A 25,901-nucleotide genomic window follows, 5' to 3' on the forward strand; every position below is an offset into this window, starting at 1 on the left:
AATCTCTTTTAACACAAGTAGCCCAAATAATTGAATATTCGGCAACAATTATCAGTTTCCCCGTTAGACAAAAGATATTCTAAAGGCTAATCTAACATTAACCCCTTACTATTTAGAGTATTCGTCATCCGCTTTCTATGGTTGTTGTTATTATTTTATAGTCTTTGTGCCACAAGCAAAACTATTGAATTATCTAACGTTTCTAGTGAATTATTCATTAACGAACACTTAAGTATTCTACAAGATAGTAGTGCGAATTTGTCGTACCAAAATGCTTTAACACAGTATAAGCAAGGACTGTTTACTGAAAACAGAGATAAAAAAGTCAGCTTTGGCTTTACCCATGATGTATTATGGGCGTCTGTGTTAATAAATAATGCGTCAGCAGAGGAGGTAAAAAGAGTATTCTATCTCGATACAGCCTGGTTAGATCATGCGGATTTTTATTTCATTCATCAAAATAAGCTGACAGATAAAGCCTATATAGGGGATGCGCTACCCTACCACGCCAGAAAAAAACAAACCCGCATGTTATCTCAACCACACACATTTAAACCGGGTATGACCCAGGTGCTGATGCGATTTAAGTCCAATGACCCTCTGCTAATTCCACTTTACTTATCGACCGAAGAAACCATCCAAAACAACCTCGTGTCCTCAAGCTACTTTTATGGATTTCTATATGGTGCATTTTTTATCTTATTTGTTTATAACATTGCGCTTTTCATCAGCCTAAAAGATGTCAGTTACATTTTTTATGCCTTGTATTTACTATCATTTTTAAGTTTAAATATTGCTTACACTGGTCATGGTTTTAAATTTATTTGGCCTAACAATATTTTATTACAACAATGGCTCATGACCCTATTTTTGTATTTTTACATTATTTTTGGTATCGCTTTTTGTTTTGAATTTCTTAAATTAAAAGTGTTTTCACCCAAAATATACAAACTCAATAACTGGATATACACCAGCCTGGTTTTACTCATTGTCTGTTTATTGATTAATGCAGATCAATTACTCGCAGTGAAGGTGGCTGTCGCACTCACGTCGCTATTAGTCATTATTTTTGTATCTCTGGGTTTTTTAGCCTTGAATAATGGTCATAAAATGGTGAAATTTTTTATCCCAGCGGTCTTTATGGGCGCCGGAGGGGCTGCTATTTCGGCGGCAACTACTGGTGGGGTAATTCCTTATAACACATTGTTATTCCATAGTATTGAAATCGGTATGTTAATTGAAATGTCAATTTTGGCTTTGGCATTGGCGTTTAATTTAAAGGAAGTCGATAAAGCCCGTATCACTGCAGAGGTCACCGCACAGGTCGATCACTTAACGGCGCTATATAATCGGCGTGCGTTTACCGCCACTGCCAGCCTATTGTGGGATTTAGGTATTAGGGATAACACAGACTTTTCGATGATCTTACTAGATGTGGATTGGTTTAAGAAAATAAATGATGAACATGGTCATCCTGCAGGTGATGCGGTACTTAAAGGTATTGCAGATACGTTAAACCAGCACATAAGAGATAATGACATTTTAGCCCGTTGGGGCGGTGAAGAATTTATTATTTTTTTACCCAATACCAATAAACAGGCTGCGGTGGCATTGGCGAATGTGATCCGCAACAGGATAGCAGAAATGGTTGTTTTACATGATGGAGGCTCGCTATCTATCACCGCAAGTTTAGGTGTCGCTAACTTTAATAATCAAATGGGTGAATTAGAGGATCTTATAAAACTTGCTGATATTGCTTTATATAAAGCGAAACACAGTGGTCGAAATACAGTTTGTGAAATGCCATCCCCTCCAAAACAAACGGAAGCTGACCGATAGATAAACTTTTTATCAACATTCACCCTAACCAACCCCATTTTTTTATACAAAACTTGCCGTAAGATTTAATGTTTAAATACTAAATTACACTTGTACATCAATGCGCCAGTTTCACTATACAGAAAACCTTCACCGCCGCCCTAACCTTCAATATTATAGCAAACGGACTTTACTCTTTCTATTTATGTTCTGCACTTAGAGTATTAATAGCCGCTAGTGCTAATTGCGCTTTATCTATTGGGATAAAAATATGATCATGATAATAAGCCGCCACCACATTAGCACTAATATTATGCTCGGTTAATTGAGTGGCAATAGCAGCCGTTAACCCAACAGCCTCTAAACTTGAATTGACCGTGAGAGTAATTTGTTTAAAAGTACCACTATAGGCAATATTATTGTGATCTGCCTGAGTTTGACTAAGCAGTAACGTTAACCCTTCAGCTTCTACAAAAGTAGCTAGCGGATTAAGGTGTACGTAATCCACTAATGTCCCTTTAACCGTACAAAACACCCAATCTCCGGGCATAATAGCAGGCTTCATAGTCGCTAATAATGTCGATAAATTAATAATTCCATTCATTTATGACTCCACAATGCTGTCAGTTTATAAGCAGTAAATTAACAACAAAAAATGGCTCAATCAAGAACCATTCATCAGCCCGTTATTATTAATCTTACTGTGGGTTAACTCGTGCGATATTGTGCCAAAATTTGGCTTAGCCCTTTTGAGGACACATTTAAGTCTTTGGCAATAACCAATGCCTGATTGGCATTAGCCAGAATAGTATCGGATTGACTTCTTACTTCATTAACTTGTGAAACGATGTCAGCGGATGCGACACTTTGCTCTTCTGCTGAGGCAGCAATCTGGCTACTCATATCAAATACGACATTAATCGATTCTGCCATATGGCTAATCTCTTCCCCTACAGCTTTAATACTGACGCTTCCCTCGTCTGCCTGCTCAACTATTTCATTGGTGATTTGAGTTAACTTGGTTGTACCTGTTTGTAACCCTTCAATCATAGTTTGAATTTCAACAGTCGCTTTCTGCGTCCGCCCTGCAAGGGTTCTGACTTCATCGGCAACTACTGCGAAGCCGCGGCCTTGCTCACCTGCTCGCGCAGCCTCAATGGCCGCATTTAATGCCAGTAAGTTAGTTTGCTCTGAAATAGAGTTAATGGTTGTCACTACAACATTAATTTGGGTCGCATCTTTAGACAGTTTCTCTACTGAGGCGAAGGCGTCAGAAATGCGCGCAGTTAAAAAATTAATACGCTCTTCAGCATCTTTAATTCCTTTACGACTTTGATTCACTTGGATTGAGTTTTCTTTAGTATGACCTGAAGTTGTTGATGCGTGATGTGATACATCTGCAATGGCTGCTGTCATTTGTTCCATAGAATGTGAAACCGAATCTAAAAAATGATGTTGATGTTTTATTAAGTCTTCATTGGTACTGGCTTGTTGGCTGAAAGTGCTTGCTGCCATAGCTAAGGTTTTAGCATTTTCACCAATGGCGGTGACCATTTCACTCATATTATCTGCGCAGCGATCAATTTCAGTGGCAATTAAACTAAAATCATCGGTACCAAAAAAGTTAAGCCTTTTGCTTAAATCGCCATCAGCTAAACGTTTAATCGCGACATACATATCCCATAATCCGCCACCTAACGAGGTAGAGATCCAATAGCATAATTGAAATAACGGCAATAAACCCAGTAAGGCATACCAAAATAAGCTGCTATCAGATTGCATTTGCTCCCATTGGGCAACATTTCTTGTTAATGATAAAAATTGACCAGCCACTGGTGCCGTTACCGTGATGGAATCACCTCGTCTAGTTGCAGACGATTGTGTCACCACAGATAATTGGTTCGTTTCAGCAAACTGATTTAATTGCTCCGCAGACAGTTGCTGGTTTGCTGCGACATCTGCAAACGCCTGCACGCTCGCACTGACCTGAGCCATTGAACTGGCTTGTATCATTGCTTGATTATGCTGATGATTTAACACTGCTATGGCAAGTGTAATCACGGTAACAAGTGAGCAAACAACCCAAAACTTACCGTTTAAACTGAGCTTAATAAGCATAGCATCGACTTTACGAAACTGAATAGCCTTCATAAGATTTCCCTAGTAATCTTTAAGTACACAAAAAAGTAATCTGAACCAAAGTATAGTGTATTAATTTTTTAATTTAATTTTGCTCAGATAAATATGTTGAGATAAAGCCTAACCACAAGACCAATAAAAAGCCTAAGTGTTGACCCAACACTTAGGCTTGTATCTATGTCGGCATAGACCTATTTATACTTTAATTAAATGATCTGTTTAGAGCGATAAATCACGATTTAGGGGTAAATCTCGATATCTTTTCCCTGTCGCGGCATAAATAGCATTAGTTAAACTTGGCGCTACGGGTGGAACACCTGGTTCTCCTACTCCTGCAGGGTTGGCATTTGAGGGCACTAGTATCACTTCAATATCCGGACATTGTGGTAACCGTAGAAGTAGATAATCATGGAAGTTTGATTGTTCCACTTTACCCTCTTTAAAGGTAATTTCACCCATCATAGCTAAACTTAAACCAAAGATAACCGCGCCTTCAGTTTGTGATTTAACCCTATCAGGATTAACCACTAAACCCGCGTCAATCGCGGCAATGGTTTTTAATACCCTAAGCTTGCCATCTATTACTTCAACTAACGTTGCCACTGCAACGTAACTGACAAAACTGCGGTGAATAGCAAAACCCCAGCCTTGGTTTTTCGCTGCTTTAGGCAGCTTGGCTAACTTGTCTTCCATGATATCGAGCAAATGATGATAACGGCCAACATCAACGGGATGAGCAGCTAATTCTTCACCATAATTACCGTATTCAAAACCTTGATTAGAAAAGGTTTCTTTCCGTGAAGCCCCAAGTATATCACGCCACATTTGAATACAAGACTTATTGGCTTTAACCGCTAATTCATCAACAAAACTGCCAATACCAAAAGCATGTTGAATATTACAAACTGATCGCATCCAGCCAATGCGTGTGTGCGCTGTTGCCTTAACGGCTTCTAACTGAATGTGGGGTAACGCAAGCGGCACATCTGAAAAACCTAAATCGAGTTCACCGGCTGATGGCATATCAACACCTTCGGCAAACGTTGAACTGATTGACGGAAAACCTGTTCGCGCTAAAAAAGCATCAACTTTATTGTTACCATCAAACCTTGCTTGATAAAATTGAGCACTAATAGCATGGTAATAACCGTGCTGAATTTCATCTTCGCGGGTCCATGATACCTTTACGGGTTTATTTAATCGCTTAGAAATAATCGCCGCTTCTACACTGAAATCCGGCTTAGATTTACGCCCAAAACCACCGCCTAATAAAGTGACATTCACTTTGACTTTATCTTCTGCTATGCCCAAAGCGCCGGCCACATTTTGCTGAGTACTTTGCGGGGTCTGGGTTGATGACCACAGCTCACACCCCTCACTAGTAACATGCGCGGTGGCAACCGGAGGTTCCATCATGGCATGGGTTAAATAAGGTACTGTATAAACTGCATTTAGCGTTGATTTTTCTGGCCAGTCTTGGACACTGTCGCCTAATTGGCGCATCACCTTGCCAGGTTTTTGAACGTTTACGACCAGTTCAGCCATATATTTATCAGTATCATGACTGTCATTTACTGACGCAGTCCAGGTCACTTTTAATGCTTTACGACCTTGCATCGCGCTCCAGGTATTAGTGGCAATAACAGCCACACCACCTAACGCATGAAACAGCGGCGCACCTTTTGGTACTGGCAACTGAATAACATCGATAACCCCAGCCACTTTTCTGGCCTCAGTGTCATCTAAACTGGCTACATCACTGCCCAAAACTGGCGGGCGACTAATACTGGCATACACCATACCGTCGAGCTTAATGTCGTAGCCATATATCGCTTTGCCATCAAGCATCGCTTGCATATCAACAATGGTTTTAGATTGGCCAATATGGGTAAATTCACTTGCAGGCTTTAAGGTTAACGACTCGATTTCAGGCACTTTTTGCTTGGCTGCATCAAGGGCGAGTTCGCCAAATGATAAGCTTTTATTTGATCCTTTATGGTGTACTTTATTCGCTTTTGAATAAACTTCAGTAAGGGCTACTTGCCATCTTTCAGCCGCTGCCATTTCTAACATGGTTCTGGCCATCGCACCCATCTGGCGCATACGGGTGTAATGTTTACGAATACTGCGACTACCATCGGTATTTTGGCTGCCATAACGTTTATCTGCTAAACCTTGCACGACAACAATATTGTCCCAATCCGCTTCTAACTCATCGGCTAAGACTTGTGGAATTCCGGTACGGATCCCCTGTCCCATTTCTGAACGATGACAGGTTAAATAGACTTTATTATCTTCGCCAATAGCGATGAACATATTCATCATCGCCAGCTTATCTTGTGCTAATGCCATTGGGCTCCAGGCTAGGCCTGTCGCACCTAATGCTAATCCACCACCTGCTGCACCAAAAAGCTTTAATACATCGCGGCGACTAATATTTTCTACTGCGGTAAATGTTGTCATGATTACGCCCCCGCACTGTCAGTTGTAGTCGCTTTTATGGCAGCTTTAATACGTGGATATGTACCACAACGGCATAAATTGCCTGACATAGCTTGATCAATTTGGCTATCTGTTGGTTTAGGCGTTTGTGCAATTAATGCGGCAGCAGACATAATTTGCCCCGCTTGGCAGTAGCCACATTGTGGCACATTATGTTCAGCCCATTTGGCTTTTAGCTTGTCAGCTTCGACACCTTCAATAGTCGTTACTTGCTTACCGCTAACTTGTTTAAGACTAGTTAAACAGCTACGCATTGGCGCACCATCAACATGAATGGTGCATGCACCACAAAGCCCTGAACCACATCCAAATTTGGTGCCGGTTAAGCCTATAATATCGCGTAATGCCCACAGAACTGGCATATTAGGGTCTGCTTCTATGGTAAAGCTTTTACCATTAACTAATAGGGTTTGGGTTGGAATTGTCATCACTCACTCCTTGTTTGCCAAAAATCTTGATAGATCGGCTCGGGTATCAATATCTATGCTCGCTTGCGGTAAATCTATTGCCACTAAGCGATGTGATTGTTGTCGTTTTTTTAATATTTTTTTAGCGCCACTGTCACCAGTTAGCCCTAACAATAGTTCAAAATCATCTGGTAAAAATATAGCTGGCACGCCCACACTTTGCTGATAAAAAGCACAGACTGTCTGATTATGCATGGCAAAAGATTGCAATAAGGTCAGGTAGTGTTGACGAGTTAATGCGACCTGGTCAGCTAATATCAGCATTAATCCGCAAGCTTGTTGTTCAAGCGCATAATGAACCGCACTGTGTATCGAGGTGGACAAACCTTGTTGCCACTGTTGATTAACCACCACTTCTACTTGGTTAATCATCATGGAGGATAATTTATCGTCCATTATTTGCTGTTGATTTGCGCCCAATACCACTGCCACTTTCGCCAGTGTAAATGCACTTTTACGGATAATATTGGCTTGCTCTGCACTATTTCTATTAACGTCGACATAATTAAATGCCTGCTGCGCGGCGTTAACAGCCTCAATTGTCGAAACCAGTATGGAATGACTCGCATTAATTTGCGCGATTTGTTTAACACCTTCAAATCGACTGCTGCTACCTGCGGCTAAAATGACCGCGACGAGTGATTTATCATCCTGTTGGTTTGGATTGGGTATTTTGATGAGTGACATTAACGCATCACTTTATCTAAGCTAATTAACTGGCTGTTATGTAATATCCCATGGCATTGTGCCAACATACTTAATCCTACCGAACTTGGTAACTCACCGCCCAATGCTAGCCCTGCTGGGGCTGAAAAATAGCCACTAAAATCATTAATATTCAATTGGGCTATATTAAGCGTTTTATCACGCCTATGGTTTGGCCCCAATAAGGAAATGTACCCTAAATTAAACTTAACCAGTTGGTTAAGCGCCTTAGCATCAAGAATAAGGTTGTGGGTCATTACAAAGGCGGCGTCCAAAGTTTGATACACCTCATCATTAACACCATCAAACGGCATTTTCATTATGTTGGCGCTGGGAAAATCGTATTGACGAGCATAGACAGTGCGTTCATCAAAAATAGTCACTTGCCAGCCCAAAATAGCGGCCATTTGTGCAATAGGTTGTGCATCTAATCCGCCGCCAAAAATACCAAGATGAATTGGCGGAGTAATAGGAATAATCAACTGCCCTTCTATATGATGAGTTTGAGCATCGTCTGAGCTGACGCTTTCGCTTCCCTTAACGGATCGGATAAAAGTCGTTTTTTCAACCTGTAGATTTTTAGATTTAATCTGCCATTTACCACTGACCTTATTTGAAGGTGTGTCCTGTTTGGCTATATCGATTTGAAACTCACCTGCTTTACCGCTATTTAAATCAAAATAGAGCTTTTGCAGGCCTAAATACTGATTTGATGAATTGATCGGTAACATCATAATATTGACAATTCCACCGCAACCTAATTGATAGCTAGTGTCTGACTCGTCAGTGGCATCATAGGTTAATTGCACAACTTGCTGGGTTTGAATAGCGCGCTGTGCATGTCGGCGTAAATCGGCTTCTAAGCAGCCACCACTGAGCATTCCTAATGTTTTCCCTAGCGGATGAAAAAACATGATAGCTCCGGGTTTTCGATACGAAGAACCTTGTACATGTGTAAGAATAGCGACAACCCAATCATCTTGATAATCAGCTTGCCAAACATCTAATAAATCAACCAAGTGTTGGCGCATTCAGAACTCGAACTACAGTGCTATGTAGATTAAACCTAACACTGTACGCTATGTATGAAAAGCATGAAGATGTATAAAAGTATGTAATGTCGTTTTATCTAGTTTGGGGAATGCGTTATGAACACCTATAGCTGAATCTATAACTGAGTAATTGATCGGCAACAAAAGGATTATGCTCACGTTCTTCGGCAAAAGTAGACATAGGGCCGTGACCAGGAATAAAACTAACATGGCTACCCAAAGGCCATAGTTTTTGGGTAATTGAGCAGACTAAGTCTTGATGATTAGATTGCGGAAAGTCTGTACGGCCAATCGATCGTCTAAAGAGCACATCTCCAACCCAAGCCAATCCTGAAACTTTGGAATAAAACACAATATGTCCCGGAGTATGTCCAGGGCAATGTAATACCGATAAAGACTGTTCCCCCACGCGAACCACATCTGCGTCATTCAGATACTGATCCGGTTCAAACGCTTCAACAAGCGGAAAACCAAAATTTTGACTTTGTTTAACAAGTCCTTGCAACCAAAACTGGTCAGCTATATGCGGGCCAATAATGGGAACATTTAATTGAATAGCAAGTTTCTTAGCGCCACCGACATGATCGATATGCCCATGGGTTAACAGTACTTTTTCAACCGTTAACCCCAGTCTTTTCACTTCAGCTATAATTCGGTCTATATCACCACCGGGATCAACAACCGCAGCTTTTAGGCTAGCTTCACACCAAATCACACTGCAATTTTGCTGAAACGGGGTAACCGGTATGATTTGATATTTCATCTAAACTCTCCTAAATGCCGTTGCTAAGTTATCATTATTATTTAATTTTACCTTTGCTAACTTGATCTTGATAGCAATTTACTTAAATTTAATCAGTCAGATTGATTGTGATAAAACAAGCGGGCACATACAATTACACTCAAATTAATAACGATAAGCTCATATGATTATTTCACAAACCTTAAAAGACATTGTTGTTCAAAAATACACCTTTTCAGTGCCTTTGGACTATTTGTCCAGCTCAAGCCAGCAAATTTCAGTCTTTGCCCGTGAAATCGTCAGTGTCGCAAATCAACATAAACCGCTTCCATATTTAGTATTTTTTCAGGGTGGTCCAGGGTTTGGTGCCGCTCGGCCTGTGACGAATAGCGGTTGGATAAAGCGCGCCTTACAAGAATACCGTGTATTGTTACTCGATCAACGTGGTACAGGGCTCTCTACACCTGTTAATGCCGTATCGTTAAATCATTTAACGGCTAACCAACAAGCCGAGTATTTAAGTCATTTTCGCGCCGACAATATTATTCGTGATGCAGAGTTTATCCGTACTAAATTATCGGCAAACCAGCCATGGAGCATTTTAGGCCAAAGCTTTGGCGGTTTTTGCGTGCTGCATTATTTATCTGCTGCACCACAGGGCGTTAAAGAAGCCTATATCACAGGCGGTATTCCCTCCCTAACACGCAGCGCAGATGAAGTTTACCAAGCCACTTATCAACGTGTGTTGGCTAAAAATGCTGACTTCTTCACCCGTTTTACTGACGCTAGAACCTTAGTAGACCATATCGCCCAATATTTGTATGAGCATAAAGTCTACTTAGCAACCGGTGAGCAGCTCACCGTAGAAATGTTCCAGCTACTGGGAATTAATTTAGGCATGGAACAAGGCCCTGAAGCGGTTTATTATTTGCTAGAACAAGCCTTAATTGAAACCAGCCATGGCATTGATGTTAATCCACTCTTTTTACATCAATTTAGTCAGTTTTTAGATTACAACACCAACCCGATATTTGCCCTATTGCATGAATCTATTTATTGCCAACAAACCGCATCAAAATGGGCAGCACATAGGGTGCGTGATAATTTTCCTGAGTTCCAGTATCAGCCGAATAAACCACTACTGTTTACTGGCGAGATGATTTACCCGTGGATGTTCAATCAATTTGATGCGTTAAAGCCGCTAACGGCTGCAGCAGAATTAATCGCCAGCAAAAATGATTGGCCTAAGCTATATGATTTACATCAACTTGCAAATAACTCGGTTCCTATTGCTGCAGCTATTTACAGCGAAGACATGTATGTAGAAATGCAATACAGCTTAGAAACAGCCAAACAAGTCGGTAATTTAAAGTATTGGTTAACGTCTGAATACGAGCACAATGGTATTCGTATTGATGGTGAACATATTTTAGATAAGTTGATTAGCCTTAATCGTGGCCACTGCTTGCGTTGATAACATCACGAGACTGAGAGTCATAAATACAAGAGTGATTATACTATTTGCCATTAAATACTGATTAACACGCACTTCATTTCTAATTAAGTATGAGTTAAGTATCAATGGGTAAGATGACATTGTTCTAAACACTCTTTGTACATTCATTTCCGTTTAATGATTGATATTTAACCCATCACATTAAGTTTTAAACCCTTCCCGTATACAGGTAAACCTCCCATTGGTTTACCTTTTTTTACTTTTCGATTGACTTATTTATAGATTTCTCACCTTTTAGACCCTGCATCAAAGCCAGAAAAATCAAGATGGTAATCAATAATATGCACAAACGCATATTCAAAAGTACCCGGATGAACGTCTAAAGAGATACTCTTAAAAAGAGAAGCTAACAGGATCGTCAATGATGTGGCTAATGAAGCAATGACCGCTCTCTATCACCATTATGAAAAATGCTATTTAAGTAAAGCGGAACGACGTGATGTCAATAAAGCAAATAACAGTGGCAGGCCATGCTATAAGATTCTGGCCCCATGGTTTTGTAGAATAGACTTAATGCTTTGTCAGATACTGGTTAAACATTTTCAACGGCAAGGGTTTACTAAATAAATATCCTTGGTAGTTTAAACAACCTTTGTTAGTCAGTAGTTCTTTCTGTTTTTCTGTTTCAACGCCTTCAGCGATCACCTCTAGATTTAAACTATTTGCCATAGCTATAATCGTCCGCACAATTGCCCTGTCATTGGGGTCATTTTCAATATCTTGAATAAATGATTGGTCAATTTTAAGCTGATCCAAGGGTAAGCGTTTTAGGTATTGCAATGACGAATATCCGGTACCAAAATCGTCAATAGAAAATTTGATACCCCGCGCCTTAAGGGCTGTCATTTTTGTAATTGTATCTTCCATATTTTCCAATAAGATGCTTTCTGTAATCTCTAGCTTAAGTTTCTCAGGGTTAATATTCGCATGACTCACGATACTTAATACATTCTCAACAAATGCAGGAACGCCCATTTGTCTTGCACTAATATTCACTGCCAAGGTCAAATGAGCTGATTTCGGTTCTAACGCCCAACTTGCAAGTTGCTGGCAGGCTGTTTCTAAAACCCAATTCCCCAAGGGTAAAATCAAACCTGACTCTTCCGCAATAGCAATAAACTCTAAAGGTGACACAATACCTCGGTCCACAGTATTCCAACGAATTAGCGCTTCAGCTCCCGTTACAATACCTAATGAGTTAATCTGAGGCTGATAATAAAGTTCAAACTGTTTTCCTTTATTAATGGCTTCGCGTAATTCGGTTTCAATACGAATACGCGAAATCAGATGAGCTTGCATGTCGGGGTCATAGAAAAATAGCGCACTGCCACCTGATTTTTTAGACTGATACATAGCAATATCAGCTTGCTTAAATACTTCATCAGCATTTTGATGACCTGCACCCAATAATGTAACACCTATACTAGGGGTTATAAGATATTGATGAGACGCAAGTTGGTAGGTTTCAGACAATGAGTGGAGAATTTTTTTGCCGACAACGTCCGCTTCTGACACAGCAACAATCGCTTGTTCACTGAGCCCTTTAAGCATGACCACGAACTCATCACCACCTAAACGAGACACTGTATCACTCTCTCTTACACAAGCTTTGATGCGACTTGCAACCTGCTGTAATAATAGGTCACCCATATCATGGCCTAATGAGTCATTGAGCGCCTTGAATTTATCTAAATCAATAAATAAAAGAGCGGCTTGCTTTTTACTGTGTACTCTTGCAGCGAGCTCCTGATTTAAACGGTCGAGTAATAAACGCCTATTCGGAAGCAGGGTCAGTGAGTCAAAAAAAGCAAGATTATTAACTTCATCTTCTGCATACTTTCGTTCAATTGAGACACTGGTTAAGCGAGCCGTTCTCTTAATGAGTTCGATATCATCTGCAGAAGGTGTCGCCACTTCACGGCAATACATTGCAAAAGTACCTAATATTAAGCCTGATGAAGAGATAATAGGCTGAGACCAGCATGAAGCTAAGTTTGCCTGTGTTGCCAGTGCTTTATAATTACTCCAAAAAGGATGTGTCTGAATGTCTTCAACAATGACCCGTTCTTTAGTGAACGCCGCAGTGCCACAAGAGCCAACACCTATGCCAATTTCAATCCCTTCAAGCGCTTTGTTATAAAAATCAGGTAAGTTAGGGGCTATCACTTTAACAAATTTTTTACCGCTTTGATCAATCAACAGAATACTGCAAATAAATTTTTCTTTTAGATCCTCGAAACCTAATACGATGGATTCAAGAATATCATCTAAATTTTTATTCTGGGCCAATAACTCTAGAGTATGTGTATGGAATTTATCATAAGCTTCAATTTTTTCTCGCTCGTGAATTTCGTGATTGAGTTGCGTATTTTGGTCATTAAGACTCGTTAAATGAGTTAAAATACCTTCTTGCATACTGACGATACTATTTGCCAGTAGCCCTAGTTCATCTTGCTTATAATTTGTAAGTCGAGTCACCTGATTTGTCTGACTAAAACGACGCACAACCGCTACCAAATTCTTCAAGGGACGCACAAATATTCTCGCCACTATGAGCGAAATAAGAATACCGAAAAAACTCAATCCCAGAACAACCCGCAGGCCTGTTTCAGTTAAAATGTTCGTTTCAGATAAAGCAAAATCAATCGGCACAGTTAACCCGATAATCACAAAGCGATTACCGGTAGATTGACCAAAAGGAACACTGGTGAACCCACCAATACTTTCAATATTATTAAAACCTAGCGTTTGGTGAATCGTGACGGCTTGTGCGCCAGAATTAATAATTTGATCAACCGGCTCAAAGGTCTCTTGCACTAAAAATTGTCGTCCACGATCAAAACCAAAGGTTTCTAGTCTATTGGGATGAATAAGAAAATCACCTGCCTCATTAGTCAAATACAGTTGATACTCTTCAGACATATCTGACTTCAATATGCTAAACATCAAATTCAAGTCGACATTAATGACAATCACCCCAATGGCTTTGCCTTTATCATCAATAACAGGCGATGCAACCTGCAATGTAGGTTGGCCTAATCCAGCATGAGCCCCCTGTTCATGGTTAATGAATATTTTCGAAAAGAAAACTTCGCCTTTATTCAGTTTTAAGGTTTTATAGACATAAGGATAATGTTGTTTTTCTTGTAGATGGGTTTGAGGGATCACAACTAGTTGGCCTTCATCCCGATCAACCCTAACCATTTCGCGTCCATACTCTTGCGCGCCAATTAATCTAACTTGAAAATATTCAGGGTAAACCGACAACAAACTTTTGAAATTATCTGACAAAGATTCTCGGGCAATCACCGAGGCATTATCATGACCAAAAGAATCGTCTACTAACTTTGTATTTGCCAGAACTCTTGTTTGGTTAGCGACCTCATTAGCCATAGAATAAAAACGTCGGCCAAGAAGTTTTGTGGCATCAATCATTCCTTGCGTGGCTTTGTCCGATAGGATGTCGCGGGTGGCATTAAAGGTGAAATATCCTGTAGAAGCACTGGCTAAAATCCCAAACAGGGACAGCAGGATAGTAAGTTTAATCGCAATGCCAAACTTAACAGGCTGATTATTATTCGATGACACTGCTGCCATTAAAATTCTTCCGGCACGTCGCCAGAGATAATTCTATCCCATAGCAATTTACGTTTTTCCATATTTTCGACCCGCTCCAACCAGATGAGTTTATCTGATGCTGTTAACCCTTCAGGTTTTTCAAGCGTATTCGCTAAGCCTTGTCTTTCTGATAAAACATGACTCACCTTTTGTTCCAATAGGAAATTAATCCAATCTTCCGCTAATTTTTTATTTTTGGCATCACGAGTAACAGACCAACAATCCAACCAGGCTAAAGCACCTTCCTTGGGGATCACATAGCCAATATTAGCTCGAGTTTCTTTGAGCATTTTGACTTGTTGAGAACCATAATTTGCGAACATTAATGCAATATGATTTTCGTTGAATAGCAGCGTCGCTTCTTCCGGTTTCTCATAATAAGTCAAAATATTTCGACGCAAAGCAATAACTTGTTTGGTGACTAAGCCAAACTCTGAATTGGGGATCTGAAAAGGATTTTTTAAACCAAGCGATAACGCGGCAAATGAAAAATTATGCTCACTGCCCGCATACATCAATACTCGACCTTGATAACGCTTATCCCACATTACCGAAAAAGAATCAGGAGGCTGGCTAAACTCATTTAGATCATAAATAAGGCCCATTTCTGAATAAGTGTAGGGAATGGCGTATACTTTGCCGTTTCGGATCAGACCCGGTATTGAAGAAAGATCGCTAAAACGGGGTAATTGTTTTTGACTATTGGGGATATTAGTTAATGTTAAGGGGATGCTAATGCCCTTATCAATATAACGTTGCAATTGGGCAGTATTGACAGCAAACACATCAAATTTATCCCCATTACTTTCATTTAACCGCTTCCACATAACGTCATCAGATTCGACCAAGGTGACATCAACCTTAACCTGATGACGCTGTTCAAAAATGTTAACTAAATCTGGATCTGCATACCCAGGCCATGCCAGTACACTTAACGTATCCTGAGAATAGGCAGCAAGACTAAAACAAATGGATGCCAGAAATATAACAAAACAACGCATTTTTTTATACGTATTAGACATCTAACTACCACCTGATGTTGAAGTATTTCAACATTAATAATACAAATTTTGATACACTTAGAGAAAGTATTTTTTACTTAAATAATGAAATCGAATAGAAATCATATCCTGTAGGTATAGCATAGTAGAGAAGTGGTAATTACCACTACGAAAGTACAAAAATAGCTGACAAGGATTATATAAAGTGTTTACCAAATGGCTTTTAACATTTAAAGCGATCAGAAAAATTTTTAATTCCCAAAAATTAACATGCGACAAAATTAACTCGTCACCCTTTTTTGAAATAACAACATAACCCCTTTCGTTTTGAATTATCAATACCTATTACTATTTTCCAAACCAACAGATTCAACCTATAGTTTTACAAATATGGTCTAAATAGCCACAGCATGAGACATAAGTTCAATTCAACACAGCAGAACAGCTTGATAACTATCAAGTAAGCAATGGGGGAATGAGTTATTATTGCATACGCCTGACAGTAAACAGCACCTTATCGTCAGACCAAAGTTCCCCTGTCACAGCTTGCCGCCTTCTTAGCCTTTCGTTTTAGCTTTCTTTTTATTCGTTTTTTTAAAGCTGCGTTTCGGTGCACTGCTAGCTAAGCCTTTTAGTGCTGATGGATGGACGCTCGCTAGATGCTTGGCTATTGAGGTTATCTAATTGGCTCAATAATGGCTGCATAAAAAAATCATACCTAAGCCGTTTTTGACTGATGGCATCCAAGCTGTTTTCCCATAATGCGGTCATATCAGAAGTAGTTGCTGATTCTGGCAAACTGCGGATTAAACCAGTTCCCACTGGGGTGGCCAATATCGATTTACCCTGGCAAACTAAATAACCACGCTTAAACAATAACTCAATAATCCCTGCTCGAGTCGCTTCGTTGCCAAGGCCATCAGTTTTTTTATGAATGTTCTTAATTTCACCGTTTAATAAATAGTGACTAATGCCTTTCATAGCAACCAATAAGGTGGCATCAGTAAAATCCTTTGGCGCCTGGGTCCTTTTTTCTAATAACTCGCCGCGCTCACATTGCAGTATCTGACCTTTTACTAATGGTGGCAACGACTGCAACGCCTCGTATCAAATAATAGAAATTTTGGCCCGCGAAACGAAACTACTTATTCATTGAATAAAATGTCCCATTGCACTAAAAATAGTGATACTTTTGCTATGAAGCAGTCGTTTTTTGTACAAAAAATGACTACACTCCTTTGCCCGAATTTGCGGGTAATTACTAGGAGTTGCCATCTTGGGTAACACACGCTTAATCCGCAACAAGCTCCACCTTATCTGGTTAGTTTTTTTATTAAATGCCTGTGCAATGCCACTGCTGCTGTTGTCTCCACAAGGGCAAATGATGTGGGCATTAATGAAGCCTTTAGTTGGATTAGACCCTAACGATGTCGGCCTGTTTGAGCAGCCCATGGTCAAAGATAGAATGCAGGCGATTTTAGGGCCGCAATATGGCAATGCCATGAAAATACTGGCAACGGCCGATGAAATTCAACAACAAGGCCCCTTGTATTATGTGATTTCCAACCACAGCCCAATTCCTGATATTGCCGACAAAGCAGGCTTTGTGTGGAATGCAGATAATAACCAGATGGCAGTGATGTTACTTACTGGCGGTTCACCGCAGATTTTTGCTGAGAAACTGGTGAAAGACACGGTCAACACCAAAGTTGAACAGACTCAAGAGCAAATAACACAAGCGGGTAAAGATGAACTGGTTCAGCAAGTCCCCCTTTGGCCCACAGAGCTTACCGCCATCATTGAAGCTAAGCAGCTTACTAACCCTTAACTAACACATTACAGAAGCCCCCTGCGTTAGTGCATCAATCGACTAATGCAGGAAAAGCACTAAATGCGGACATCAAAGCATTATCTTTAAGCACTTTTTATAAAAATTATTTATATACAAACCTTGCAACCAGCCACACTGAAAAATAATGTAAATTGTAGTAATGAATTACACGAAAATGAGTTTAATTCTGTTTTGCTAAGCGTTCAATCGTATGCCAAAGATAATGAATTAAATGTGTATTTAAAACTTAATGACAATGATGATATTTTTAGATTTATGGAAGACCAAACATCTAAGAGCTTGGTGAAGATAAGCCTGGTTATTTTAAACCTATTACGCTTTATACGTAGGCATTTAAGTTGATAGGTTATAATTACCCAATTTATAGGACCAACAAATCAGATCCATCATTATAAAACAATAAGATAGTCCACTTTCAAGGTCACTCAAGCAAGATGAGATCACTGCCTGAAAGGCAATATGACATGAATTTATGTAAGCTGATTGGCTAAATTAACTGATCTCATTCAGAAAAAGTGATTTCCATCCACCATATCTAACCCATTAAATGGGTAAACTCTGTAGTGAGCTTGAGCCATTTATCTTAAGGGAAATTCAATCCTGTGAGTAATTTAGCGCTTAGTTTGTGCTTTAGTCCTTGGTGTAGTGGTTGATTTGAAACTTGATCTAGTACTTGCAATAGCTTTCTTCTTAAAGAGCTTTTTCGCGCCCTTATGAGGGCTAGCAACACCTTGTAATGCTGACGGTAACTGACTAGATGCTTGGGTAATTAGGTTATCTAATTGACTCAATAATGGCTGCATAAATGCATCATATTTAAGCCGTTTTTGACTAATGGCGTCCAAGCTATTTTCCCATAATGCGGTCATATCTGGAGTAGTTGCTGATTCTGGTAAACTGCGGATTAAGCCAATACCGACCGGTGTAGCAAGAATAGATTTACCTTGTCTAACTGAGTAACCACGCTTAAATAACAATTCAATAATCCCAGCGCGAGTCGCTTCGGTGCCCAGGCCATCAGTTTCCTTAAGAATTTTCTTAATGTCACTATTGGTGACATAACGGCTAATTCCGGTCATAGCACCTAATAAGGTGGCGTCGGTAAAATGCTTTGGTGCCTGAGTCATTTTTTCTAATAACTCGCCGCGCTCACATTGCAGTATTTGCCCTTTAACTAAGGGTGGCAACGACTGCACCGCATCGTCGTTATCGTCTTCACTGTTGTTTGAATGTGTATTGGTATGACTTGCCGTAGCTACCCGTTTAAACAGTTGCTTCCAACCTAAGCTTTTGTCTTGACGTGCTTTAGTGGCAAAAAGACCACCAGCAATAGTGACTTCAACTGTGGTTTCTGCATAAATATAAGCTGGGTAAAACTGGGCTAGATATTGGCGCGCAATATGCTGATATAACTTTGCCTCATTACTGGATAACGATGATAAATTAGCCACTTTCTCTGTAGGCACTATGGCATGGTGGGCATCTACTTTACTGTCGTCCCACGCTTTAGATTTAAGCTTGGCGTTAGGCACGTCGCAACCGTCAACTAATCCGGCCGCACCATTAAGTACCGCATCCAATACTTTAGGAGCCAAGCTATGTTGATCTTTGGGTAAATAGCGGCTGTCTGAACGTGGATAAGTAATCAATTTATGCCGCTCGTACAAGCTTTGACAGGTATCTAACACCTCTTTTGCCGATAGCCCAAAGCGCTTTGCTGCATCGATTTGCAATGCTGATAAGCTGTAAGGCAATGGTGAGTTTTGGCGTTTATCTTTGGCCTCAAGTTTGGTGACTTCTGCGGGTTGACCATGAATACGCTTAACCACATTTTCGGCCAAGCCTTTGGCTAATACCCGGCCGTCTTCATCCATATAAGGCTGGCAAGCTTCGCTAGGTTGCCATTTAGCACTAAAGGTTTGTTGTTGATCGGTAACTAAATGCGCTAATACTTCATAGAAAGACTTGGGCTTAAAATCGGCGATTTCATCATCACGGCGCACCACTAACCCCAGTAAGGGGGTTTGCACCCTGCCCACTGACAACACACCTTGATAACCGACCTTCTTACCTTGAATGGTATAAGCTCGTGTCATGTTCATGCCATATAACCAATCTGCACGGCTGCGGGCTAATGCTGAGGTTGATAATGGAATAAATTCCCGATTACTGCGCAGTTGCCCTAACGCCCTTTTAACCGCTTGTGGATTTAAATCACTGATGAGTAAACGTTGAACATCATTCAGCTTGTTGCCTTTTACGCCTAGGTAAGAAATCACTTCATCGACTAAAAGCTGACCCTCGCGGTCGGGATCGCCAGCATTGACTATCGACGATGCTTGCTTAACCAATTTACGTAACACGGTTAATTGGCTGCGGGTTTTAGGTTTGGGTTTTAATTGCCAGGTTTGCGGAATAATCGGTAAATGCTCGAGTTTCCATGATTTAAACGCTGCATCATAGGCATCAGGTTCAGCTTGCTCGAGCAAATGACCAATACACCAGGACACACAATCGCCGTTGGCTGCGGTAATAAAGCCCTCACCTTTTTTATGCGGTTTAGGCAATACATCAGCAATGGCTCGGCCTAGACTGGGTTTTTCTGCAATGTATAAAATCATTCAACACTCAAGCACTGTATATATTAACAGTAAAATAGCGGATTGAATCATGTTTAGCAAGTTATCAGCCATTAAAGATACACGCCATTACTTGAGGTATGTAATTGGCTCAATGCTATTGGTGAGTACCTATTACGTGATGTTCTATGTTTTAGCCGTTGGCTGCAGTATTAATTTTGGATAGCGTTCAAGCCACTTTTTCTGGATGACACGCTGTTCAAATATACTTGATGAGCGCTTTGGGTTATGGCTCAGACTAAAATTAAATAAACATGCTAATTCAAAGGCATGAATAAATTCCAATGTGTTGGCGCTAATGCAAGAGCCAGTTTTCCCATTAACGCTATAACTGGCATGCTGCGGGTTCACATTAACCGCATTCAATTTAACCGCTATCGCAGTTTGCTTTTCAGGCCAATACCCCATTGCATCGAGACATGAATGATATTGTGGGTCTTGATTACGAATATGCATCCTGGCTTGGTTTTTAACCGACCAATTTAGCGGCATCAAGCTTAACAGTATTTGCTGAATGTGCTTGTCTTGAGCTTGGGTGATGTTTTTTTCGCAATAGTAAATGACATCGATATCATTTAACTCGCTTAACTCACTGATTGAACAACCGTGCAGTTTATCCCAAACAAAGTCACGTACAAAGCCGGCAGCAATAGCCCAGTCGGTTATATTGAGTTTGGCAAACACTTGTGCACAAACCGTTAAAGCCTGCATCCGCATTGCATCTTGCTCAAACCACTGATTTAATTTAGCTAAATCAGCTAACGGTGCTGAGTGTTCTACACAGGACTTGTCAGCGGCTAGTTTTACAATACTGTGTGGCGCAGGCATTAGGTATTAACTCGCGTCAGCTTGTTGTTCTGGTGCTGCTTGAATAAAGGCATCAAGTTGGTTGCAGTTCTGCCATACACGGACAATGTTTGGGTAAGCATCCATAGGCACCTTAAAGCGCTCGGCATTATAAACCTGTGGCACCAGGCAAATGTCAGCCAGAGTGACCTTGTCGCCAAAACAAAATTGGCCAGAAAAACGTTCAAGCTGCGATTCTAATGCGCTAAAACCAACATGAACCCAATGATGGTACCAGGTCATTTTTTGGGTTTCATCTACGCCCATTTCTTTGACTAAATATTGTAATACCCGCAGGTTATCGAGTGGGTGGATTTCACAGGCAATAGCTTGCGACATGGCGCGCACCACGGCTTTATCTTCTAAATTAGTCGGTAGTAAATTAATTTGTGGGTGTTTTTCGTCAAGGTATTCAATAATCGCCAAAGACTGGGTCAGGCTAAACTCGCCTTGTTCGTTGCTATCAACTAACGCAGGTACTAAGTGCTGGGGATTAAGTTGATGAAATGCCTCTGAATGTTGCTCACCACCATTATTAACTAAATGCACTGAAATATGTTCTGCGCTTAATTGCTTAAGATTAAGTGCTATGCGAACTCGGTATGCGGCACTAGAACGCCAATATCCATACAATTTCATCTTATTTTCCCTATAAAAAAGGCAATAACATGGTCTGTTATTGCCTAAATATCATCTTAATTGATAATGAATTAACCTTTGTACTCAACAACTTTTTGGTCAATTGAACCAAAAATACTGACATTATTATCGTCAAACATCTCGATACGAACCGTGTCACCAAAACGCATAAATGGCGTGCTTGCTTTGCCATCGGCAATAATTTCAAGCATACGTTTTTCAGCTAAACAGCTTGAACCGGCACTACGATCATAATTTGAAATAGTACCTGAACCGATAATAGCACCTGCTCCCAAAGGACGTGTTTTCGCAACATGAGACACTAGCTGACTAAAATCAAATGTCATGTCCACGCCAGCATTTGGGCGACCAAATAATTCACTGTTTAAATGCGTCACTAACGGCAAATGAACCTTGCTGTCTTGCCATTTATCACCTAATTCATCAGGCGTAATGGCCACAGGAGAAAAAGCACTTGACGGTTTAGACTGGAAGAAGCCAAAGCCTTTAGCTAGCTCACCAGGAATAAGATTACGTAAAGATACGTCGTTAACTAACATCAATAATTTAATATGCTTAGCGGCGTTTTCACTGCTTACACCCATTGCAACATCATCAGTGATGATAGCAACTTCTGACTCGAAATCGATACCATACTCTTCACTGGCCATTTCGATATCGGCTTTAGGAGCGATAAAGCTGTCTGAACCACCTTGGTAGACTAATGGATCTGTCCAGAATGTTTCTGGCATTTCAGCGCCGCGTGCTTTACGCACTAACTCAACGTGATTCACGTAAGCACTGCCATCAGCCCACTGATAAGCGCGTGGTAATGGTGATAAACATTTGCTTTCGTCAAATGCAATCGCATTGTCCATTTGGCCAGCGTTCAACGCTTCATATAATTCTTGTAATTGCGGGTTTAATAAATCCCACGCGTCAAGTAGTTGCTGCATAGTGTGAGCAATAGCAGGTACCGCGACAGCTTTAGTTAAATCTTTGCTTACTAACATAAGTTGGCCATCACGACGACCGTTGTTATAACTTGCAAGTTTCATTATTGCTCCTAATATTCGAAAAGTCTGTCGGCCGTATAAGAATGCGAGCCAATCAGAAAATACAGCTTGATTGATGATAGAAATAACCGATAAACCGTGCAATAAACAGCTTGTGAGCTGAATCACATATCCTAGTATCAACCCTGATTTTGTAAATATTTATATACACTTATAAACACAGCCTGAAAATGATGATTTTCAGGCTATACATTGGCTAAATAGCCAACAAAACTGTGGCATCAAAACGTTACAGTGTATTTTTCACTGACCACCTATCGTTTCTTTGAAATACTGTAATCACGTAATTTATTCGCAATAGCAGTATGTGATACGCCAAGCTTTTTAGCTAATTGACGGGTACTTGGATAAGCAGGATATAAACGACGTAATAAATTCGCCTCATATTCTTTCATCGCTTCATCTAATGTGCCTTCAAACTCTTCATCAAAGTAGCCAAAACCTTCGGCATATGAGGGCAATTTAAGTTGCTCAACCGTTAATTCAGCCGAACCATCCCACATAGACACTGCACGGAAAATAGCATTTTTCAACTGACGCACGTTACCTGGCCATGCATAGGTAAATAAATAATCACGACAAGAGGCTGATATTCTGCGCAGCGGGCTGGATAATTGATGACTGTAATGCTCTAAAAACATTTCAGTTAACGGAATGACATCAACCTTACGCTCACGTAATGATGGCATGTGATAACTCAGCACATGAATACGATAATAAAGATCTTCCCTAAACTCACCAGATTGGCATAGCTCGGCGAGATTTTTTTGAGTCGAACAAATAATTCGCACATCCGCACGCACTTCTTCATCACCGCCCATGCGCCTAAATGCACCATCTTGTAATAAACGCAGTAACTTAACCTGAGCAGCTTTAGACATTTCGGCAATTTCATCTAAAAATATCGTGCCACCTTTTGCTTCAGCAAAAAAGCCCCGTTTGACAATTTGCCCATTACTAACAAAACCAAATAGCTCTTCTTCAGCCACACTGTCGGGTAATGCGGCGCAGTTAATGGCTATAAATGGATGCTCACGGCGCATACTGGCGTCATGACTAGCTCGCGCCATTAACTCTTTACCTGTGCCAGTTTCACCCGTGATAAGTAACGGTGCATCTAATTGCGCCATTCGCTTAGCTTGCTTAAGCACATCTTTCATTTTGTCACTGACCGCAAGCACATTATCAAAACCTGTGGTTTGGTTCTGTAACGCATTAAACTGTTTACCTACCCTAGCTGGCGATTTAAGTGATACCACGGCGCCAGCAAGAATGGTTTTGTCATTATCATCAGGTAGATAAATGGGCAGCATTTCGGCTAAGTATTCACTGGCATTAATGGTAACTCGCGATGCAATGGCAGGCACTTGAGGCTCGCTTAACCAACGCACAAAGTTAAAACCCTGCACCCAATGATTTAATGATTCAGCTACGACTTCATGTTCGGCCATATTTAGGGTCAATAAAGCCGACTCGTTGACAATACGAATACGTCCCTTAGCATCAAGGGAAAATACCGAATCTGGTAGGGTTTTTAATAAGGTTTTTAACGCGTAATGCTCTTGCTCTGAAGGCATGAAAGATACCGTACGCACATCGTGCACACTTTCTACCTTACGGATAAGGGGCATTAACTCGCGCAACATTTCAAAACTGATTTCGGCAAATTGCAGATACAAAAAGCCTTTGTTGCTAGCATCAATGGCAATTAAATTAATGCCATATTTTTCAAGTACGACGAGGATGTCTTTCGCGAGGCCGACGCGATCGTTACAACTCACTTCCAAACGCATAATGCTGTGATTCCCTAATTTATTAGTTTTTTCTTTGGAAACTGCGCATACGGTAGAGTGTTATGATAGAGGTGGCAAGTGAAGTTTACAGCAGAATTGTAACAGAGAAAGAATTCAGCAAATTACGTTTACGTAACATGCTGAATTATTTGGTCTTGTTGTTAGTCTAACAACTGGTCGGTCTTGGCGGCCATAATAAAGTCATTCTTGTGTAAGCCCTTAATTGAGTGCGACCACCAGGTTACAGTAACCTTACCCCATTCGGTAAAAATACCTGGGTGATGAAATTCTTCTTCTGCCAGATCAGCAAGCTTGTTACTAAATGCCATGGCTAATTTGAAGTTTTTAAATTTATACACTCGCTCTAATTGCATTACGCCATCACGCACTTCAACACCCCAATCTGGGATCATTCGTACTAATTCACCTAACTCGGCATCGGTTACTTTTGGGGCATCAGCTTGGCAAGCTTCACATTTCATTTCAGATAGTGCAGTCATTGGGACTCCTAAATACGGCTAATTTATGAATAAGAATTAAAAAATAACACTGCAAAGTTCGCCACAAATGGCTTAACTTGCTTTTACTTTGGGGGCAAATTTAGGTTCAAACATCCCCAGTTCACGGGCTTTTTTCACATAAGCCATAATATCCATCTTGGAAATTTCATCCAAATATTCAATATCTTCGATAACATAATATATCGGTTGCATGATATCGATGCGATACGGTGTTCTCAATACATCCAATAAATCAAACGGTTTAAGCTCTGGCTTATCACTTAGCGCATATAAGGTTTCGCCAGGGGAACTTAAAATGCCTCCACCATAGATGTTTAAAGGGCCATCTTTAGCTTGTACTAGACCAAATTCAACGGTAAACCAGTATAACCGAGCCAGAAAAACGCGATCTTCTTTTGATGCCGCTAACCCTAATTGACCGTAAATATGTGAAAAATTGGCAAATGCTGGATTAGTTAATAAAGGGCAGTGACCAAAAACCTCATGGAATACATCAGGTTCTTGTAAATAATCAAATTCTTCTTTAGTGCGAATAAAGGTTGCTACCGGAAATTGCTTACTGGCCAGTAATTCAAAAAACTTACCAAATGGAATTAATGCCGGAACCGCGGCGGTTTTCCAGCCAGTTAATTCTGTTAAGACATTATCGAGATCAGGCAGTTGAGGTATTTTATCAACTGACATATTTAATGTCTGAATACCTTGTAAATAGGCATCACATGCTCGCCCTGGCAAGTTAGTAATTTGGCGCTGATACAATTGCTGCCATAAATTATTCTCTTGGTCTGAATAATTAATATACCCTTGGGTATCAGGTTGATGAGAAATATATTTTGTCACGTTGCTCATTAGTTCCACTTTACGTCAACTTCACTCCCTTCATATTGTGCTATGCCATCGATTTTGTTAACTCCCTCACACTTTATAGTCGGGTCAACAATGTTAGCTTTTTGTAAACATAAGCATACATTGGCG

20 protein-coding genes are annotated in these 25,901 nt (G+C 40.4%); 3 read left to right on the plus strand and 17 right to left on the minus strand.

What is annotated here, in order from left to right:
- Positions 1 to 144: 144 nt before the first annotated feature.
- Positions 145 to 1,839, plus strand: a complete 1,695-nt coding sequence (locus ACRWP9_RS13370; RefSeq protein ID WP_434929064.1) for a sensor domain-containing diguanylate cyclase — start codon at positions 145 to 147, stop codon at positions 1,837 to 1,839.
- Between the two features lie 178 nt (positions 1,840 to 2,017).
- On the opposite strand, the gene ACRWP9_RS13375 is transcribed toward ACRWP9_RS13370, so the two are convergent.
- The 7 genes from ACRWP9_RS13375 to ACRWP9_RS13405 all read right to left on the minus strand — a co-directional run bounded on the left by ACRWP9_RS13375 (position 2,018) and on the right by ACRWP9_RS13405 (position 9,446).
- Positions 2,018 to 2,422 (minus strand): ACT domain-containing protein, encoded by a 405-nt coding sequence (locus tag ACRWP9_RS13375; protein WP_434926419.1) that lies wholly within the window; start codon positions 2,420 to 2,422, stop codon positions 2,018 to 2,020.
- A 104-nt stretch (positions 2,423 to 2,526) separates the two neighbouring features.
- On the minus strand, positions 2,527 to 3,969 hold the full coding sequence (locus ACRWP9_RS13380) for a methyl-accepting chemotaxis protein (protein ID WP_434926420.1): 1,443 nt from the start codon (positions 3,967 to 3,969) through the stop codon (positions 2,527 to 2,529).
- Between the two features lie 207 nt (positions 3,970 to 4,176).
- Positions 4,177 to 6,420 carry a molybdopterin cofactor-binding domain-containing protein gene (locus ACRWP9_RS13385; protein ID WP_434926421.1) on the minus strand — a complete coding sequence of 748 codons (2,244 nt, stop codon included), beginning with the start codon at positions 6,418 to 6,420 and terminating at the stop codon, positions 4,177 to 4,179.
- Positions 6,421 to 6,422: 2 nt separating this feature from the next.
- On the minus strand, positions 6,423 to 6,887 hold the full coding sequence (locus tag ACRWP9_RS13390; protein WP_434926422.1) for a (2Fe-2S)-binding protein: 465 nt from the start codon (positions 6,885 to 6,887) through the stop codon (positions 6,423 to 6,425).
- A 3-nt stretch (positions 6,888 to 6,890) separates the two neighbouring features.
- Positions 6,891 to 7,613, minus strand: coding sequence for a nucleotidyltransferase family protein (locus tag ACRWP9_RS13395; protein ID WP_434926423.1), 723 nt, complete (start codon positions 7,611 to 7,613; stop codon positions 6,891 to 6,893).
- Positions 7,613 to 8,662, minus strand: coding sequence for an XdhC family protein (locus ACRWP9_RS13400; protein ID WP_434926424.1), 1,050 nt, complete (start codon positions 8,660 to 8,662; stop codon positions 7,613 to 7,615). The genes ACRWP9_RS13395 and ACRWP9_RS13400 overlap by 1 nt, the downstream gene beginning before the upstream one ends.
- 115 nt (positions 8,663 to 8,777) lie before the next feature.
- Positions 8,778 to 9,446 (minus strand): MBL fold metallo-hydrolase, encoded by a 669-nt coding sequence (locus tag ACRWP9_RS13405; protein ID WP_434926425.1) that lies wholly within the window; start codon positions 9,444 to 9,446, stop codon positions 8,778 to 8,780.
- Between the two features lie 163 nt (positions 9,447 to 9,609).
- Here ACRWP9_RS13405 and ACRWP9_RS13410 point away from each other — a divergent pair, with 163 nt between their 5' ends.
- On the plus strand, positions 9,610 to 10,899 hold the full coding sequence (locus ACRWP9_RS13410; RefSeq protein WP_434926426.1) for an alpha/beta fold hydrolase: 1,290 nt from the start codon (positions 9,610 to 9,612) through the stop codon (positions 10,897 to 10,899).
- Positions 10,900 to 11,451: 552 nt separating this feature from the next.
- Here the strand turns inward: ACRWP9_RS13410 and ACRWP9_RS13415 are convergent.
- The 3 genes from ACRWP9_RS13415 to ACRWP9_RS13425 all read right to left on the minus strand — a co-directional run bounded on the left by ACRWP9_RS13415 (position 11,452) and on the right by ACRWP9_RS13425 (position 16,649).
- Positions 11,452 to 14,538 carry an EAL domain-containing protein gene (locus ACRWP9_RS13415; RefSeq protein ID WP_434926427.1) on the minus strand — a complete coding sequence of 1,029 codons (3,087 nt, stop codon included), beginning with the start codon at positions 14,536 to 14,538 and terminating at the stop codon, positions 11,452 to 11,454.
- Positions 14,538 to 15,581: an extracellular solute-binding protein gene (locus ACRWP9_RS13420; protein WP_434926428.1), complete on the minus strand. Its 1,044-nt coding sequence runs from the start codon at positions 15,579 to 15,581 to the stop codon at positions 14,538 to 14,540. Before ACRWP9_RS13420 ends, ACRWP9_RS13415 begins: the two co-directional genes overlap by 1 nt.
- Positions 15,582 to 16,178: 597 nt before the next feature.
- The gene (locus ACRWP9_RS13425) at positions 16,179 to 16,649 is read right to left on the minus strand and encodes a DNA topoisomerase (RefSeq protein ID WP_434926429.1); all 471 of its coding nucleotides are present in this window, start codon (positions 16,647 to 16,649) and stop codon (positions 16,179 to 16,181) included.
- 187 nt (positions 16,650 to 16,836) lie between these two features.
- Here ACRWP9_RS13425 and ACRWP9_RS13430 point away from each other — a divergent pair, with 187 nt between their 5' ends.
- On the plus strand, positions 16,837 to 17,388 hold the full coding sequence (locus ACRWP9_RS13430) for a hypothetical protein (RefSeq protein WP_434926430.1): 552 nt from the start codon (positions 16,837 to 16,839) through the stop codon (positions 17,386 to 17,388).
- A gap of 635 nt (positions 17,389 to 18,023) precedes the next feature.
- On the opposite strand, the gene ACRWP9_RS13435 is transcribed toward ACRWP9_RS13430, so the two are convergent.
- The 7 genes from ACRWP9_RS13435 to phhA all read right to left on the minus strand — a co-directional run bounded on the left by ACRWP9_RS13435 (position 18,024) and on the right by phhA (position 25,775).
- Positions 18,024 to 20,033, minus strand: a complete 2,010-nt coding sequence (locus ACRWP9_RS13435) for a DNA topoisomerase III (protein WP_434926431.1) — start codon at positions 20,031 to 20,033, stop codon at positions 18,024 to 18,026.
- Positions 20,034 to 20,177: 144 nt separating this feature from the next.
- The gene (locus ACRWP9_RS13440) at positions 20,178 to 20,879 is read right to left on the minus strand and encodes a nucleotidyltransferase family protein (protein ID WP_434926432.1); all 702 of its coding nucleotides are present in this window, start codon (positions 20,877 to 20,879) and stop codon (positions 20,178 to 20,180) included.
- Positions 20,880 to 20,885: 6 nt separating this feature from the next.
- Positions 20,886 to 21,536, minus strand: a complete 651-nt coding sequence (maiA, locus tag ACRWP9_RS13445; protein ID WP_434926433.1) for a maleylacetoacetate isomerase — start codon at positions 21,534 to 21,536, stop codon at positions 20,886 to 20,888.
- A gap of 71 nt (positions 21,537 to 21,607) precedes the next feature.
- The gene (locus tag ACRWP9_RS13450; protein WP_226415152.1) at positions 21,608 to 22,594 is read right to left on the minus strand and encodes a fumarylacetoacetate hydrolase family protein; all 987 of its coding nucleotides are present in this window, start codon (positions 22,592 to 22,594) and stop codon (positions 21,608 to 21,610) included.
- Between the two features lie 272 nt (positions 22,595 to 22,866).
- Positions 22,867 to 24,405 carry a transcriptional regulator TyrR gene (gene tyrR, locus ACRWP9_RS13455; protein ID WP_434926434.1) on the minus strand — a complete coding sequence of 513 codons (1,539 nt, stop codon included), beginning with the start codon at positions 24,403 to 24,405 and terminating at the stop codon, positions 22,867 to 22,869.
- A 161-nt stretch (positions 24,406 to 24,566) separates the two neighbouring features.
- Positions 24,567 to 24,905, minus strand: a complete 339-nt coding sequence (locus ACRWP9_RS13460) for a 4a-hydroxytetrahydrobiopterin dehydratase (protein WP_226415150.1) — start codon at positions 24,903 to 24,905, stop codon at positions 24,567 to 24,569.
- Between the two features lie 72 nt (positions 24,906 to 24,977).
- Entirely contained in the window at positions 24,978 to 25,775 is a 798-nt protein-coding gene (gene phhA, locus ACRWP9_RS13465) for a phenylalanine 4-monooxygenase (protein ID WP_434926435.1), read from the minus strand.
- Positions 25,776 to 25,901 lie beyond the last annotated feature (126 nt).

Source organism: Shewanella sp. HL-SH2, assembly GCF_051164935.1.
GTDB classification, from domain to species: Bacteria; Pseudomonadota; Gammaproteobacteria; order Enterobacterales; family Shewanellaceae; genus Shewanella; species Shewanella glacialimarina.

Excerpts from the sequence above, each read along its gene's own strand:
- ACRWP9_RS13375 (WP_434926419.1), bottom strand. The coding sequence starts at position 2,422 with ATGAATGGAATTATTAATTTATCGACATTATTAGCGACTATGAAGCCT.
- ACRWP9_RS13380 (WP_434926420.1), bottom strand. The coding sequence starts at position 3,969 with ATGAAGGCTATTCAGTTTCGTAAAGTCGATGCTATGCTTATTAAGCTC.
- ACRWP9_RS13385 (WP_434926421.1), bottom strand. The coding sequence starts at position 6,420 with ATGACAACATTTACCGCAGTAGAAAATATTAGTCGCCGCGATGTATTA.
- ACRWP9_RS13390 (WP_434926422.1), bottom strand. The coding sequence starts at position 6,887 with ATGACAATTCCAACCCAAACCCTATTAGTTAATGGTAAAAGCTTTACC.
- ACRWP9_RS13395 (WP_434926423.1), bottom strand. The coding sequence starts at position 7,613 with ATGTCACTCATCAAAATACCCAATCCAAACCAACAGGATGATAAATCA.
- ACRWP9_RS13400 (WP_434926424.1), bottom strand. The coding sequence starts at position 8,662 with ATGCGCCAACACTTGGTTGATTTATTAGATGTTTGGCAAGCTGATTAT.
- ACRWP9_RS13405 (WP_434926425.1), bottom strand. The coding sequence starts at position 9,446 with ATGAAATATCAAATCATACCGGTTACCCCGTTTCAGCAAAATTGCAGT.
- ACRWP9_RS13410 (WP_434926426.1), top strand. The coding sequence starts at position 9,610 with ATGATTATTTCACAAACCTTAAAAGACATTGTTGTTCAAAAATACACC.
- ACRWP9_RS13415 (WP_434926427.1), bottom strand. The coding sequence starts at position 14,538 with ATGGCAGCAGTGTCATCGAATAATAATCAGCCTGTTAAGTTTGGCATT.
- ACRWP9_RS13420 (WP_434926428.1), bottom strand. The coding sequence starts at position 15,581 with ATGTCTAATACGTATAAAAAAATGCGTTGTTTTGTTATATTTCTGGCA.
- ACRWP9_RS13435 (WP_434926431.1), bottom strand. The coding sequence starts at position 20,033 with ATGATTTTATACATTGCAGAAAAACCCAGTCTAGGCCGAGCCATTGCT.
- ACRWP9_RS13440 (WP_434926432.1), bottom strand. The coding sequence starts at position 20,879 with ATGCCTGCGCCACACAGTATTGTAAAACTAGCCGCTGACAAGTCCTGT.
- maiA (WP_434926433.1), bottom strand. The coding sequence starts at position 21,536 with ATGAAATTGTATGGATATTGGCGTTCTAGTGCCGCATACCGAGTTCGC.
- ACRWP9_RS13450 (WP_226415152.1), bottom strand. The coding sequence starts at position 22,594 with ATGAAACTTGCAAGTTATAACAACGGTCGTCGTGATGGCCAACTTATG.
- tyrR (WP_434926434.1), bottom strand. The coding sequence starts at position 24,405 with ATGCGTTTGGAAGTGAGTTGTAACGATCGCGTCGGCCTCGCGAAAGAC.
- ACRWP9_RS13460 (WP_226415150.1), bottom strand. The coding sequence starts at position 24,905 with ATGACTGCACTATCTGAAATGAAATGTGAAGCTTGCCAAGCTGATGCC.
- phhA (WP_434926435.1), bottom strand. The coding sequence starts at position 25,775 with ATGAGCAACGTGACAAAATATATTTCTCATCAACCTGATACCCAAGGG.